Below are 14,003 nucleotides of genomic sequence, written 5' to 3' on the forward strand. Positions count from 1 at the left end.
GCCTTATTTGTCTAATTAACTTTTGTTAACTCATAAAAGTAATAGCTGAAAAAAATTAATAAAAACATCATGCTTTCGAAATATAAATTTAATTTAAAATCAGGAGAAAAAAAAGATTTAACATAAGTTATAAAATAAGTGCTAAATCAGCAGTTATATAAGTACTATTTTATTTACATAATTATAGTTTTAACGCATAATTTTCTAAATTAATCACTAATTTTTCAGTCTATGCAGAAGATAACTAAAATTGGCTTTACTATATGGTTTATTTGTGCGTTTTTTTATGCTCTTGAGTTTATTGTTAGAGCTTCAGGGAATTCTTTATATAATAGTTTTATTATTGCTCCATATCTCCTTAGTCCAGAACAAATTAGTATATTTAGTTCTGCGTTTTATTGGGCTTATGTTGCTTCTCAATTACCGGCTGGGATCTTGATTGATAAGTTTGGTATTAAGAAGATTATGCTTGTCAGTACTTTTCTTTTTTCTGTAGGTGTTTTTATTGCAACAAGAGCTACATCACAAGAGTATCTGATCTTATATAGAGTGCTAGCTGGCGTCGGAGGAGGTTTTGCCTTTTTATGTGCCTTAAAAGCGATTGCGATTTGGTTGCCAAAAAGGACATTTCCATTATTTACAGGTGCTACACAAATGCTAATGTATGGAGCTGGTACAATTACTGGCTTACCACTGGTTATTTTAGCAAATCACTATAGTGTCCAAGTAATTATGTCAGCTATATTAATAGTCTCAGTATTATTGTTCTTGAGCGTTGTGTTTTTTATACCATCAAAAGAGCCTCATGATCAAAAAGATACTGATGAGCTGGCAGATACACATACAAAGATAGAAGATATTCCAATTGTCTTTAAGATTAAACAGATTTTACTTAATGGATTCTTTTGTTTTACTATTTATGGTACAACTGCTTTGTTTGCAGATTTGTGGAGTTACAGGTTCTTAAGTTTAGATGGATATCCTAAAGAGTATGCAGGTTTAGCTTCTTCTATGATATTTATTGGCATTGCTGTTTTTAGTCCACTATGGGGAGTTGTAGCAACTGTTTTAAATAAACAAAAAATACTACTAACTATAGCTTCAGCACTGGGGTTTTTCATAGTGATTGCAATTGTATATATGCATGCTGATCCAGTTGTTATGTGTATTTTATGTATTTTATGGGGTGGGATGCAGGCCGTACATGTATTGAACTTTACAATATTGCGCGCGCATATTAGTCCTTTATATATAGCAACGGGGCTTGCTATGGTGAATCTTTTTATACCTTTAAGTGGTGCAGTGTTACAACCTTTTGTCGGATATACAGTGTCATTTTTAGATAAAGCAGGGTTTGAGCATTTACAATCTTTCAAATACGCTTTATTAATTCTTCCTGTACTAATGCTGTTATCAGTTGTATTGTCTCTTTTTATTAAGGAGAAAAAAGCTTAAAATATACCTTAAATCTGTTTTAAATTTTTAAAAAAGGAACACTGAAATCATGTCAAAAGAGTTTATTTTAGCAGTAGATCAAGGAACAACTAGTTCACGTGCCATTATTTTTGATAAAAAGGGGAATATAAAAAAGATTGCACAAAAAGAGTTTACGCAAATTTATCCAAAAAGTGGTTGGGTAGAGCATGATGCTATGGAAATCTGGGGAACTCAAAGTGGTGTGATGCGTGAAGCTTTAGAATTTGGTCGAGTTAAACCAGATCAAATAGCAGCTATAGGTATAACGAATCAGCGTGAAACAGTTGTTGTTTGGGATAAAGAAACGGGAGATCCTGTCTATAATGCTATAGTTTGGCAGTGTCGTCGTACTTCTGATATTTGTGATGAAATTAAAAAAGATCCTGAACTTGTTAAATATATAAAAGAAAATACAGGTCTCGTTGTTGATGCTTATTTCTCTGGAACTAAAGTTAAATGGATTTTAGATAATGTTGAGGGAGCTAGAGAGAAAGCTAATGCTGGTAAGCTTTTAATGGGTACTATAGATACTTGGCTTATCTGGAATTTAACTAGAGGAAGAATTCATGCTACAGATTATAGTAACGCTTCACGCACAATGCTATTTAATATCAATACCTTAGAGTGGGATAAGAAAATTCTTGAGCATTTAAATATTCCAGAATCAATGCTACCAGAAGTTAAAAACTCAAGTGAAGTTTTTGGTGTGACAGATAGTCATACTTTAGGTGGGGCAGAGATCCCTATAGCTGGTGTGGCGGGAGATCAGCATGCGGCTTTATTTGGCCACTGTTGTTTTGATAAAGGTATGGCGAAGAATACTTATGGAACTGGCTGTTTTGCTTTGATGAATGTTGGTGATAAACCAGTATTTTCTGATGCTGGTCTTCTTACAACTATTGCATGGGCAGAAAATGGCAAGCCAACTTATGCTTTAGAGGGAAGTGTATTTATCGCTGGAGCAGTTATTCAATGGATAAGAGATGGTTTAGGGCTTGTGCGTTCAGCAGAGGATAGTGAATACTATGCGACGAAGATTGATTCAACAAACGGTGTATATTTAGTACCAGCTTTTGTTGGCCTTGGTACGCCATATTGGGATATGTATGCGCGCGGGACAATAGTCGGTATAACTAGAGATACAAGACGTGAACATATTATTAGAGCAGCACTTGAGGCGATTGCTTATCAAGCAAAAGATGTTTTAGAGTGTATGAAAGAAGATACAGGTCTTGATCTTGCAGGTTTGAGAGTTGATGGTGGAGCAGTACAAAATAATTTCTTAATGCAGTTCCAGTCTGATATCTTACAATCTGAAATTTCAAAACCAAAGATTAATGAAATTACTGGTTTAGGGGCCGTTTTCTTAGCTGGTTTAGCGGTTGGTTTCTGGAAAGATAAAGAAGAGCTTAAGACTATTCTAACAACAGAGAAGACTTTTAAACCACAGATAGGTCCTGAAACAGTAGCTCATGATTATAAAGGCTGGAAAAAAGCAGTTGAAAGAAGTAAAGCTTGGATAGAATAATAACATGCAAAATAATTACGATATTATAATAATTGGTGGTGGTGCAACTGGTTTTGGTTGTGCTGTAGAGGCTGTTTCTAGGGGTTATAAAACTTTACTTTTAGAAGCTTATGATTTTGGTAAGGGTACTTCTTCAAAGTCTACAAAACTTATTCATGGTGGTTTAAGATATTTAGAGAACTTTGATTTTGCTTTAGTTAAAGAAGGCTTAGAGGAGAGATTCTCATTTTTACATAATGCGCCTCATTTAACACATAGACAATCTTATCTTATCCCAACACGTAGTTATTTTGAAACTATCAAATACACTATAGGTGTGAAGTTATATGAGTTTTTATCGGGTAAGTATAAAATTGGTAAAAGCTATAACTTGAATAAAAAGCAAACCCTAGCAGAGTTGCCAAATATTGAAGACTCAAAATTAAGAAAAAGCTTAGTTTACTATGATGGGGTATTTGATGATACAAGACTTCTTATTTCTTTAATGAGAACTTTTGAGTCAAAAGGTGGTGTAGCACTAAACTATCATAAGGTTGAGAAGGTATTTAGCTCAACAGATTCAAAGCTTGACACTGTTAAAGTTACAGATACCTTAAGTGGAGAGCAAAAAGAATTTACAGCGAAGCATATAGTTAATGCTACGGGTACATTTACAGATAAGACTATAGATATTGCCAATCAGCAAGATTCACATAAATATGTTTCAGTTGCACAAGGGACACATATTATTCTTGATAGAGATAAGTTTCCAACTGAGCATGCAATTTTGATTCCAGAAACAGATGATGGACGTGTTCTATTTATTTCCCCATGGCACGATCATCTAATAGTTGGTACAACTGATATTAAAAAAGAAGCACCAAGTATTGAGCCAAGAGCTGAAAAAGCTGAGATTGATTTTATACTCGAGACATTTAATCAATATGCTAAAGAGAAAGCTACTATAGCAGATATTAGGTCAGTTTATTGTGGTCAGCGCCCATTAGTTTCGCCAAAAAATGCAAAAAATACCGCAAAAATATCACGTAAGCATGAGGTGGTTGAGTCAAAAGATGGCTTAATTACAGTTGTCGGTGGTAAGTGGACTATCTTTAGAAGAATGGGACAAGATGTTATCGACTATATCGAGTCTAAAAAGATTGCGCAAAAGATATCAAAAACTTCTGATGAGTTGCTTGTAGATGCTATAGATTCTAAAGAAGCTTATCCTTTACGAGTTTATGGTAAAAATGTTAATAAGATCAAAGATATTCAAACAGAGAGTGATAATTCTAAATTGTTACATATAGATCTTCCATACTATCAAGCTGAAGTTATCTATCATGCTAGATATGAGAAAGCTAAGACTGTAGAGGATGTATTAGCTCGTCGTACTAGAGCAGCATTCTTAGATATCAAAGCTAGTATTGCTGCAGCTCCTGTAGTTGCAAAGTTAATGGCAAAAGAGCTTGGCAAAGATAGATCATGGCAAAATCAACAAGTAGAAGCATTTAAAGAGTTTGCTAAAAACTTTGATGTTAATGAATTGTATAGGTAGAAGTTTAATATGTTAGCAGCATGTATTGCAGAATTTATAGGAACTATGCTACTTATCCTTTTAGGTAACGGTGTTGTAGCAGGTGTAGTTCTAAATAAAACAAAATCACATAACGGTGGCTGGGTTGTCATTACTTTTGCGTGGGGCTTGGCTGTGTTTATAGGAGTCCTAGTTGCAGGACCTATTAGCGGAGCTCACTTAAACCCTGCTGTAACTATAGCTTTAGCTTTAGCTGGTAAGTTTTCATGGGCTTGGGTTGTTCCTTTTATAGTGTCACAAGTTCTCGGAGCTATGCTCGGACAACTTTTGGTTTGGTCTATGTATTATCCTCATTACTCAGCTACAGATGATACTGATTTAAAACTAGCAACTTGTTGTACATCTCCAGCTATAAAGAACATACCATCTAATTTAATGAGTGAAATTATAGGCACTTTTGTACTTATTTTTGCAATATTGACAATGCATGGAGTGGTGGTTCATTCTGGGAGCACTAACTTAACAACTGCATATCCTGTTGATATGGGCGCTCTTGGAGGAATTCCTGTTGCATTTGTTGTAATCGCGGTAGGTATGTCTTTAGGAGGTACGACTGGATATGCAATAAACCCAGCTCGAGACTTTGGTCCAAGACTATTTCATGCTATTATGCCAATACAGGGTAAAGGCTCTTCGCAATGGAGCTATGCTTGGGTTCCAGTTGTTGGGCCTGTTATTGGAAGTGTAATTGCAACAGCTTGTTATCTAATATTAAGAACAAAAGGAGTCTTTTAATAGGGGGAGGTTCGATATGTGTAGTCTTAGTTTTGTCTTAGTGCCTCTTGCAGACCCATTTAGACTAACAGGACTACTTATTTTGTTTTTATGTTGGTATGTTCTTCGCCAAACTGTTATTTATGGTAGAAAATGGGATACTCTGTTTTGGATATTTTTTTCATTGTTCTTACTTAGTCTAGCTACATATGGGTATTTAATAGCTCATGTTTATGCTAAAAACACATTCTCTTATAATACTATTATATATTGTGCTGTAGTTGTTGTTATCTGCGGTTTGCTTTTGTCAAAAAATAGATCTTTAAAGTTTGAGAGTGATCTTATGAGCAAACGAGCTATATTTTTGTTTGTGCCATTTTTTGTGTTTGGTCTTTTATATCTTTTAACTTTGGATTTTGATTTTAATTGTAGTGCTACCCCATACTGGGTGTTTATAATACTACTACAAGTTGTTGTTTATCCTATGTTGTTACTGTTTGGTATATTGGCTTTTTATGTCGTTTGTCAGTTTGTTTTGTTACGTTTATAGCTGCTATGGCGCTATTTTTGATTGAATGTGCTTTATTCGTTGTTGACGCTATAGTCAATATGACTAGTTATAGTGGATTACTAACAGGCCTATTTTTTTGCGCAATCTATTTTATTTATGCAAGTGCATCGATCTATATTTTAAATCAATGTAGAACTTCTGTAAGAAGAAGTTAGTTGTAGATAAGTATTTCAGATTGTTTATAATAGAAACATAGATTGTAAGTAAGTGCGAGTAAAACTAAAGGAGTTTTCTAAGGTATGTGTAAGTTAGGTTTTGTTCCAATCCTGATGGATGATCTTCTAAGGCTGCTTGTTTCTGTATTTTTATTTATTTGCTGTGTAATTATGGGGTATATCTTTACAAAGAAAAAACCGTGGGATATTCCTTTTTGGATATTCTTTGCGTTGTTTTTATTTAGTCTAGGTGGCTATGGTTATATAATTCATCATATTTACTTAGAAAATACATTCTCATATGATGGCTTTATCTCTGGAGCAGCGTTTATAACAGTTTGTGGTCTTTTATTCTCAAAGCATCGTTATATTGATTTTACTAATAAATTTTTTAGTAAAAAAACACCTATATTACTTGCAACGTTTTTTGTTTTTGCATTTATTTATATTTTGACTATAAAATATGATCCAGATTGTAAGGTTTTTCCTCACGAGATGTTTATAACATTTTTACAAATAGTTGTTTATCCTTTGCTATTACTATTTGGAATTTCAGCTTTTTTATATAGGTTTTCTATTTGTATATCTATTTTTGCTATTAGCATGGCATTGTTTTTAGTTGAGAATGTCTTGTTTATCGCTCATGCGTTAGTTTCTAGTATAGAGCATGAACAGTTGTTAGAAGAGATCAGCTGTGCAACTATATCTATTATTTTAAGTATTATAGCTATTTATATACTTACCCATTCGAAAAAAGTTTATAAGGAGAGATTGAATGCAGGCGGTTAATACAAGCGGATCTTTGTTGATGAGTATTGTTGTTGCAGTAATAATTTTAGTAGTAGGGTTTTTGGTTTCAAAATATATTAGATCATTCATATATGAGTTACTAAAAGAATATGATAAAACTGTTTCTCAATTTCTTGCTAATGTTATATATGCTATATTTTTAGTTTTAGTTGTTGTTATAGCTTTAGCAAAACTTGGGGTGCCTATATCTCCTATTACAGGAGTCCTGACTGGTATCGTGTTTGGTATCTCGATGTCTTTAAAGACATCATATAGTATTGTTGCTTCTGGTATTATGCTTGCTTTTAGTAAACCTTTTGAAGTTGGTGAGAAGGTTGATCTTGGTGGAGTGACAGGTACTGTTAAATCTATAGGGTTTTTATATACTAAGCTTATAGATAAGGACGGCAATGAGATTGTTATGTCAAATAGTATGGTGATTTCTAAGGTTATTACAAGATTTGTTGAAACTGAAAAATAATGCAAAAAAACTTCTTCTCTACAGATAAAAGCCTTTATCTATCAAACGGTGAAAAAATACTTCTTAATGATCAGCAGTTAGAAGCGGTCAATCAGATCAAAAAATTTTTAAAAAGTCGAGATAATTTTTTTTTACTTTCAGGGTTTGCTGGAACAGGTAAGACCACAGTTGTTAAGAAAATTCTTGATGAGTATACTAAAAAATCTGTTGTTTCAGCTCCAACGCGTAAGGCTAATGCTGTTATATCTCAAGCTACAGTTTCTCATGGCTATACGATACATTCACTTTTGGGATTGCAGCCTGATATTAATCTTGAAAATTTTAATCCTAATGATCCTGTCTTTGGTCAAATTAAAAAAGCTACAATAGGATATTACGATCTTATAGTTATTGATGAAGCAAGTATGATTAATAAAGATCTACTTGATCTTATAACTACAGAATTACGTAAATCATCAAAAGTTTTATTTTTAGGAGATGAGGCGCAGATTCCTCCTGTAGGTGATAAATCTAGTCCTGTTTTTGATTTGGAAAATAGGGCTAATCTTACTATGTTGATGCGTCAAGCTGAGGATAACCCTTTGGCAGAGCTTAGTCAAAAACTAAGAAGTGCTGATGAAAATCTTCCTAAATTTTTAATTGAGAGGCAATCTCTATTGAATGATCTAGGGGATGGAATTTTATTTAAATCGTCTAACGAGGATTTTAGAGAAGAACTAAAGCGTGTTTTTAGTTCAAGTTACGCAAAAACAGATCCAAATTATGCAAAGCTTATAGCTTGGCGTAATAAGACAGTGATGCAAGCTAATCTAATTATTCGAGAGTTAGTCTTTGGTCAAAAGGCAAAACAGCTTGAAAAGGGCGATGTTTTAACAGGGTATCGTGCTGTTAAAGCAAAGCAGAGAGATGCCTTTTTAATTAATAATGGTGTTGATTATAAAGTTGTCGGTGTTTCCAAAAGATTAAAGAACGCTAATGGTATATATGGGTATGAGGTAACAGTATTAGAAAAATCAAAACTGTTTAGAGGCTTTGATGAGAAAAATATGTTTATTGTTGATGTTCAAGAAGCTAATAATTTGCATGACTATGCTGAGATTCATGATGCGCTATTAGCACAAGCAAGAGGCGACAGGAAATGGAGTACCTATAATAGCTTCCGTAGAGATAATGTATTGATGAAAGATATTGATCGTTATAGAGATGGGAGTTTGAGACATAAGAGTTGTTGGATTAGAAAAGATTTAGATTATGGTTTTGCTATAACAGTACATAAGTCTCAAGGTTCTACTTATAAGAAAGTTTTTGTCTTGTTAAAAGATATTGTTTTAAATAAAAATGCGGCCGAAAGAAATCAGATTTTATATGTGGCGATGACAAGACCACAGAAGTTATGTGTAGTGCTATAAAAAAAATAGTTTATGCTTTACATTTAGGTATGTCCATAGTAAGATATGCTTAGTTTTTTGTAAAAATATTCTCTACAAAAAACAAATATAGAATTAAGTAAGAAAATGCTTGATTTTTGCTCAAATAAACTTTATAGTTATCTAAAAGTTTTAGGGGAGGGATTCCCGAGCGGCCAAAGGGATCAGACTGTAAATCTGACGGCTCAGCCTTCGCAGGTTCGAATCCTGCTCCCTCCACCATGCGGGTGTAGTTCAATGGTAGAACTTCGGCCTTCCAAGCCGATAGCGTGGGTTCGATTCCCATCACCCGCTCCACCTAAATCTAAATTTTTATAATATGTGAATTAAAAGCTCGCATGGCTCAGATGGTAGAGCACTCCCTTGGTAAGGGAGAGGTCACCAGTTCAAGTCTGGTTGTGAGCACCATATTTGTGGTTTTTTGTTTTTTGTTGAAAAAATGGAGTTAAAAAATGGCTAAAGAAAAATTTGAACGTTCGAAGCCGCACGTAAACGTAGGTACTATTGGTCACGTTGACCACGGTAAAACTACTCTTACTGCTGCTATCACTAAAGTTATGGCTGAGAAAAATGGTTCAGCTGTAAGAAACTTTGATGAAATCGATAACGCACCTGAAGAAAAAGCGCGTGGTATTACTATTAACACTTCTCACGTAGAGTATGAGTCTCCAAATAGACACTATGCTCACGTTGACTGTCCAGGACACGCGGACTACGTTAAAAACATGATTACTGGTGCTGCTCAAATGGATGGCGCTATTTTAGTATGTTCTGCTGCTGATGGACCTATGCCACAAACTCGTGAGCATATCCTACTTTCTCGTCAGGTTGGTGTACCATATATCGTTGTTTTCTTAAACAAGTGTGATATGGTTGATGACGAAGAGTTATTAGAGCTAGTTGAAATGGAAGTTCGTGAGCTTCTTGATCAGTATGAGTTCCCTGGTGATGATACTCCAATCGTTATGGGTTCTGCTCTTAAAGCTTTAGAAGGTGAAGAGCAATATGTTGAGAAAATTGTTGAGCTAGTTGCTGCTATGGATGACTATATCCCTGCTCCTGAGCGTGACACTGATAAGCCATTCATTCTTCCAATTGAAGATGTGTTCTCAATCTCAGGTCGTGGTACAGTTGTAACTGGCCGTGTTGAGCGTGGTGTAATCAATGTAGGTGATGAAGTTGAAGTTGTTGGTATTCGTCCAACTCAAAAAACTACTGTAACTGGTGTTGAGATGTTCCGTAAGCTTCTAGATAGAGGGGAAGCTGGTGATAACGTTGGTATCCTAGTTCGTGGTCTTAAGAGAGATGATGTTGAGCGTGGTCAAGTATTATGTAAGCCAGGTTCTATTAAGCCACACACTAAATTTGAAGCTGAAGTATATGTTCTTTCAAAAGAAGAAGGTGGTAGACATACTCCGTTCTTTAAAGGATATAGACCTCAATTCTACTTCCGTACTACAGATATTACTGGTGCTGTTGAGCTTCCAGAAGGTGTTGAGATGGTAATGCCTGGAGATAACATCAAAATGACTATTACTTTAATTAACCCTATCGCTATGGATGAGGGTCTACGTTTTGCTATCCGTGAAGGTGGTAGAACTGTAGGTGCTGGTGTTGTTGCTAAAATTATCGAGTAATAGATAGTTTTTAATTTAGGTCAGTAGTTCAATTGGTAGAGCAGCGGTCTCCAAAACCGCAAGTTGGGGGTTCGAGTCCCTCCTGGCCTGCCACACATAATTAAGGCGATGTTGTCATTTTGCAACATCGCCTTTTTTATTTCTTGATATTATATTCTCTGTGTGTTATTTTATAGCCTACGTTTATAAATTCCCTATGTTTAAGTTACTCTTTTTGAAGGATTGTTTTTGTGAAAAAAAATCAAAATTTTAATAATAATAAGGTTTGGGTTAGTGGAGCGACTAAAACTGCTGAAGTAGTGAAGATTTCTAAGTCTAAAAATACACTTCTATGGATTGTTGCTGCGGTAATAATAGTTTTAGGTGTGGCAGCTACAATGTACTCAGATGTGTTGGGAACTACTTATAGTACTTTCAATACGTCGCTAGTTGTTGTTGTAGTTTTGCTTGCGTTAGTTGTTGCAAGATTTACAAATCAAGGGCGCCGTTTTTGGGCTTTTTTCCAAGCATCAAAATTAGAGTTGGCAAAGGTAGTTTGGCCAACGCGTAAAGAAACTATGACAATTTCTGCTATGGTAATTGCCGTTGTTATAATTTTTGCACTAATAATATCTTTATTTGGTGTTATATTTGAAACTTTTATTCAATATTTTCTAGGTTAATAAATAAGGTATAAGTATGCTTTGGTATGTTGTGCAAGTGCACTCTGGTTATGAAAAAAGAGTGAAGACTCAGCTTGAAGAGAATATTGAGATAGCTGGTCTACAAAAAAGTTTTGGTAGGATTTTAGTGCCTACTGAAAATGTTGTTGAAATGAGAGGTGGTCAAAAACGTAAAAGTGAAAGAAAGTACTTTCCTGGTTATGTTTTAATCGAAGCAAATTTAACTACTGAAGCTTGGGATGTTATTAAGGCAGTTCCTAGGGTTTTAACGGTAGTTGGTTCAAGAGGTAAACCAATTCCACTAAGTAAGCCTGAAGTTGAGAGAATTTTAGGGTTTATGGAAAGTGGTGAGGCTGCTGTTGAGCCTAGATTAAGAAAATCATACCAGGTTGGTGAGGTCGTTAGGGTTCTTGAAGGGCCATTTAATGACTTTACTGGTGTGGTAGAAGAGGTTAACTATGAGAAGTCAAGATTAAGGGTTGCGGTATCTATTTTTGGTAGATCTACACCTGTTGAACTTGAGTTTTCACAAGTTGAAAAAGAATCTTAAGAATTATCTTGAGATAGTAGGGAGCTTATTTTACATAAGTGTTATTAACCTAATTTGGAGAAAAAAATGGCTAAGAAAAAAATAGAAGCTATTATTAAGTTGCAAGTAGCAGCTGGAAAAGCAAACCCAAGTCCACCGATTGGTCCTGCACTAGGTCAACATGGTGTTAATATCATGGGTTTTTGTAAAGAATTTAATGCTAAGACACAAGGTATGGAGCCGGGTATGCCAATTCCTGTTGAAATATCTGTATATAGTGATCGTAGCTTTACTTTTGAAATGAAAACGCCACCGGCTTCTTTCCTAATTAAGAAAGCTATAAATGTTAAATCAGGTTCATCAAATCCGTCAAAAGATTTCGTTGGAACTATTACTCGTGAGCAATTAGAAGAGATTGCTAAAGTAAAAGATCCTGACTTGACAGCTGCAGATTTGGATGCTGCAGTAAGAATTATTGCTGGTTCTGCTCGTAGTATGGGCGTAAAAGTAGAAGGGGTTGAGTAATGGCTAAAATTTCAAAAAGAATGAAGAATATTGCAACTAAAATAGATGCAGAAAAGAAATATCCTGTAGCAGAAGCTTTCGAACTTCTAAAAGAAGTATCTTCTGTTAAATTTGTAGAATCAGTAGATGTTTCAGTTGCTCTTGGTGTAGATCCACGTAAATCTGATCAAGTTGTAAGAGGAGCTTCTGTTCTTCCTAATGGTACTGGTAAGACTGTGAGAGTTGCAGTTTTTGCTAAAGGCCCTGCTGCAGATGCTGCTAAAGAAGCTGGCGCTGATATAGTAGGTATGGAAGATCTAGCTGATGAAGTTAAAAAAGGCAATATGGATTTTGATGTTGTAATCGCTTCTCCTGATTCAATGAGGGTTGTTGGTCAGCTAGGTCAAATCTTAGGTCCTAAAGGTCTTATGCCAAACCCTAAGGTTGGTACTGTAACTATGGATGTTGCTAAAGCTGTAACGGATGCTAAAGCAGGTCAAGTTAGATATAGGGTTGATAAGGCTGGTATTATACATACTACTATTGGTAAGGTTAATTTTGATACAAATGCGTTAAAGCAAAACTTAGAGCAGTTATTAACTGATCTTAAAAAAGCTAAGCCTGCAGTATCAAAAGGTATATATCTGAAGAAAGTTTCTGTATCTAGTACTATGGGTCCAGGAATTGGTGTTGACTTTTCAGATTTAAACATATAAAATAATACCTTGCAATTTCTTTGGGTTGTATGAAAATACAACGATCAAAGACCGTAGGAGCTAGGCTCGCCTAGCTTAATAGTTATCCTACGCAGACGATGTTGACAACCTTTTTTGGTCTAAATATCGTGTTAATTAAATAAAGTGTAGACAATAAAATAAGGAGTCGATATGGCACTTAGAATAGAAGACAAGAAGGCAATTGTCGCTGAAGTTGCTGAAAATGTCTCTACAGCATTGTCTGCAGCAGTTGCAGATTACCGTGGTTTGACTGTTAATGAAATGACTTCATTAAGAAAGCAAGCGCGTGAGTCTGGAGTTTATTTAAGAGTTGTTCGTAACAACTTAGCACGTTTAGCAATTAAAGGAACTGATTTTGAGTGTCTTGGTGATGCTCTTAAAGGTCCTCTAGTTCTTGCTCTTTCTAAGGATGAGCCAGGTGCGGCAGCTAAGCTATTTAAAAACTTCCAAAAAGACCATAATGTCTTTGAAGTTAAGAATTTAGCTATGTCTGGTGAACTGTTTGGTCCTGAAAAGTTAGATGACTTTGCTAAGCTTCCTAGTAGGGAAGAGGCACTTGCTACATTACTTAATGTTATGCAAGCACCAGTTACTAAGTTTGTTCGTACTCTTAATGAGATTCCTTCTCAAGCTGTACGAGTATTTGCTGCTGTTGGAGATAGTAAATAATTGCACTGGCTTTTTAGAAAGCTGAAAAAAAGAATTAATTGTTAAATAAATAGGAGTTATAAAATGTCTATAACAAAAGAAGATATCCTAAATGCTGTTGCTGATATGAGCGTAATGGATGTATGTGATCTAGTTAAAATGATGGAAGATAAGTTTGGTGTTTCTGCTGCTGCTGCTGTTGCTGTTGCAGGTCCTGCTGCTGGTGGCGAAGCTGCTGCTGCTGAAGAGAAGACTGATTTTGACGTAGTTTTAACTGATGCTGGTTCAAACAAAATTGCTGCTATTAAAGCGGTAAGAGCTGCTACTGGTTTAGGTCTTAAAGAAGCTAAAGCTGCTGTAGAAGGTACACCTTTCACAGTTAAAGAAGCTGCTGCTAAAGAAGAAGCTGAAGAGCTTAAAAAACAACTTGAAGAAGCTGGCGCTAAAGTTGAGCTTAAATAATAAAATTCTAAAAAATAATTTTTAGAAACTTAAGACTAGTGGTCAACTTTGGCCCCTAGTCTTTCTAGTATTGAAAGATACATAGATATTGGCGCAAATATACTCAT

The 14,003-nt window shown here is 35.1% G+C and carries 15 protein-coding genes and 4 tRNA genes; all 19 read left to right on the forward strand.

Translation table 11 applies throughout. The annotated features are described in order from the left end of the window. Nucleotides 1–231 precede the first annotated feature (231 nt). The 19 genes from F3D62_RS08835 to rplL all read left to right on the forward strand — a co-directional run bounded on the left by F3D62_RS08835 (nt 232) and on the right by rplL (nt 13,896). On the forward strand, nt 232–1,455 hold the full coding sequence (locus tag F3D62_RS08835; RefSeq protein WP_150467894.1) for an MFS transporter: 1,224 nt from the start codon (nt 232–234) through the stop codon (nt 1,453–1,455). 49 nt (nt 1,456–1,504) lie between these two features. Next, nucleotides 1,505–3,004, forward strand: coding sequence for a glycerol kinase GlpK (gene glpK / locus F3D62_RS08840; protein WP_150467895.1), 1,500 nt, complete (start codon nt 1,505–1,507; stop codon nt 3,002–3,004). Between the two features lie 4 nt (nt 3,005–3,008). Continuing rightward, the gene (locus tag F3D62_RS08845) at nt 3,009–4,541 is read left to right on the forward strand and encodes a glycerol-3-phosphate dehydrogenase/oxidase (protein WP_150467896.1); all 1,533 of its coding nucleotides are present in this window, start codon (nt 3,009–3,011) and stop codon (nt 4,539–4,541) included. A 9-nt stretch (nt 4,542–4,550) separates the two neighbouring features. Beyond that, nucleotides 4,551–5,315, forward strand: coding sequence for an MIP/aquaporin family protein (locus F3D62_RS08850; RefSeq protein ID WP_150467897.1), 765 nt, complete (start codon nt 4,551–4,553; stop codon nt 5,313–5,315). 16 nt (nt 5,316–5,331) lie between these two features. Beyond that, nucleotides 5,332–5,844 (forward strand): hypothetical protein, encoded by a 513-nt coding sequence (locus tag F3D62_RS08855; RefSeq protein ID WP_150467898.1) that lies wholly within the window; start codon nt 5,332–5,334, stop codon nt 5,842–5,844. Between the two features lie 260 nt (nt 5,845–6,104). Further along, complete coding sequence (locus F3D62_RS08860; protein WP_150467899.1) at nt 6,105–6,809, forward strand: hypothetical protein; 705 nt, start codon at nt 6,105–6,107, stop codon at nt 6,807–6,809. Then, nucleotides 6,796–7,290 (forward strand): mechanosensitive ion channel domain-containing protein, encoded by a 495-nt coding sequence (locus F3D62_RS08865; RefSeq protein WP_150467900.1) that lies wholly within the window; start codon nt 6,796–6,798, stop codon nt 7,288–7,290. Before F3D62_RS08860 ends, F3D62_RS08865 begins: the two co-directional genes overlap by 14 nt. After that, a complete protein-coding gene (locus F3D62_RS08870) occupies nt 7,290–8,699 on the forward strand; it encodes an ATP-dependent RecD-like DNA helicase (protein WP_150467901.1) in 1,410 nt (469 codons plus the stop codon). The genes F3D62_RS08865 and F3D62_RS08870 overlap by 1 nt, the downstream gene beginning before the upstream one ends. 155 nt (nt 8,700–8,854) lie before the next feature. Then, nucleotides 8,855–8,939: transfer RNA gene (locus tag F3D62_RS08875), tRNA-Tyr, on the forward strand. Between the two features lies 1 nt (nt 8,940). Beyond that, nucleotides 8,941–9,014, forward strand: a tRNA-Gly gene (locus F3D62_RS08880). A 35-nt stretch (nt 9,015–9,049) separates the two neighbouring features. Beyond that, nucleotides 9,050–9,125: transfer RNA gene (locus F3D62_RS08885), tRNA-Thr, on the forward strand. Between the two features lie 44 nt (nt 9,126–9,169). Continuing rightward, the gene (tuf, locus tag F3D62_RS08890; protein ID WP_150467902.1) at nt 9,170–10,354 is read left to right on the forward strand and encodes an elongation factor Tu; all 1,185 of its coding nucleotides are present in this window, start codon (nt 9,170–9,172) and stop codon (nt 10,352–10,354) included. Nucleotides 10,355–10,371: 17 nt separating this feature from the next. Next, a tRNA-Trp gene (locus F3D62_RS08895) sits at nt 10,372–10,447 on the forward strand. Nucleotides 10,448–10,584: 137 nt separating this feature from the next. Next, on the forward strand, nt 10,585–11,016 hold the full coding sequence (gene secE / locus F3D62_RS08900) for a preprotein translocase subunit SecE (protein WP_150467903.1): 432 nt from the start codon (nt 10,585–10,587) through the stop codon (nt 11,014–11,016). 16 nt (nt 11,017–11,032) lie between these two features. Then, nucleotides 11,033–11,566 (forward strand): transcription termination/antitermination protein NusG, encoded by a 534-nt coding sequence (gene nusG, locus F3D62_RS08905; RefSeq protein ID WP_150467904.1) that lies wholly within the window; start codon nt 11,033–11,035, stop codon nt 11,564–11,566. A 66-nt stretch (nt 11,567–11,632) separates the two neighbouring features. Then, nucleotides 11,633–12,070 carry a 50S ribosomal protein L11 gene (gene rplK / locus F3D62_RS08910; RefSeq protein ID WP_150467905.1) on the forward strand — a complete coding sequence of 146 codons (438 nt, stop codon included), beginning with the start codon at nt 11,633–11,635 and terminating at the stop codon, nt 12,068–12,070. Next, nucleotides 12,070–12,765 (forward strand): 50S ribosomal protein L1, encoded by a 696-nt coding sequence (gene rplA / locus F3D62_RS08915; RefSeq protein WP_150467906.1) that lies wholly within the window; start codon nt 12,070–12,072, stop codon nt 12,763–12,765. The genes rplK and rplA overlap by 1 nt, the downstream gene beginning before the upstream one ends. 171 nt (nt 12,766–12,936) lie before the next feature. Further along, nucleotides 12,937–13,455 carry a 50S ribosomal protein L10 gene (rplJ, locus tag F3D62_RS08920; RefSeq protein WP_072713265.1) on the forward strand — a complete coding sequence of 173 codons (519 nt, stop codon included), beginning with the start codon at nt 12,937–12,939 and terminating at the stop codon, nt 13,453–13,455. Between the two features lie 63 nt (nt 13,456–13,518). After that, nucleotides 13,519–13,896, forward strand: coding sequence for a 50S ribosomal protein L7/L12 (gene rplL / locus F3D62_RS08925; protein ID WP_072713264.1), 378 nt, complete (start codon nt 13,519–13,521; stop codon nt 13,894–13,896). The last annotated feature ends 107 nt before the right edge of the window (nt 13,897–14,003 follow it).

Source organism: Francisella sp. SYW-9 (genome assembly GCF_008711465.1).
Lineage (GTDB): Bacteria > Pseudomonadota > Gammaproteobacteria > Francisellales > Francisellaceae > Francisella.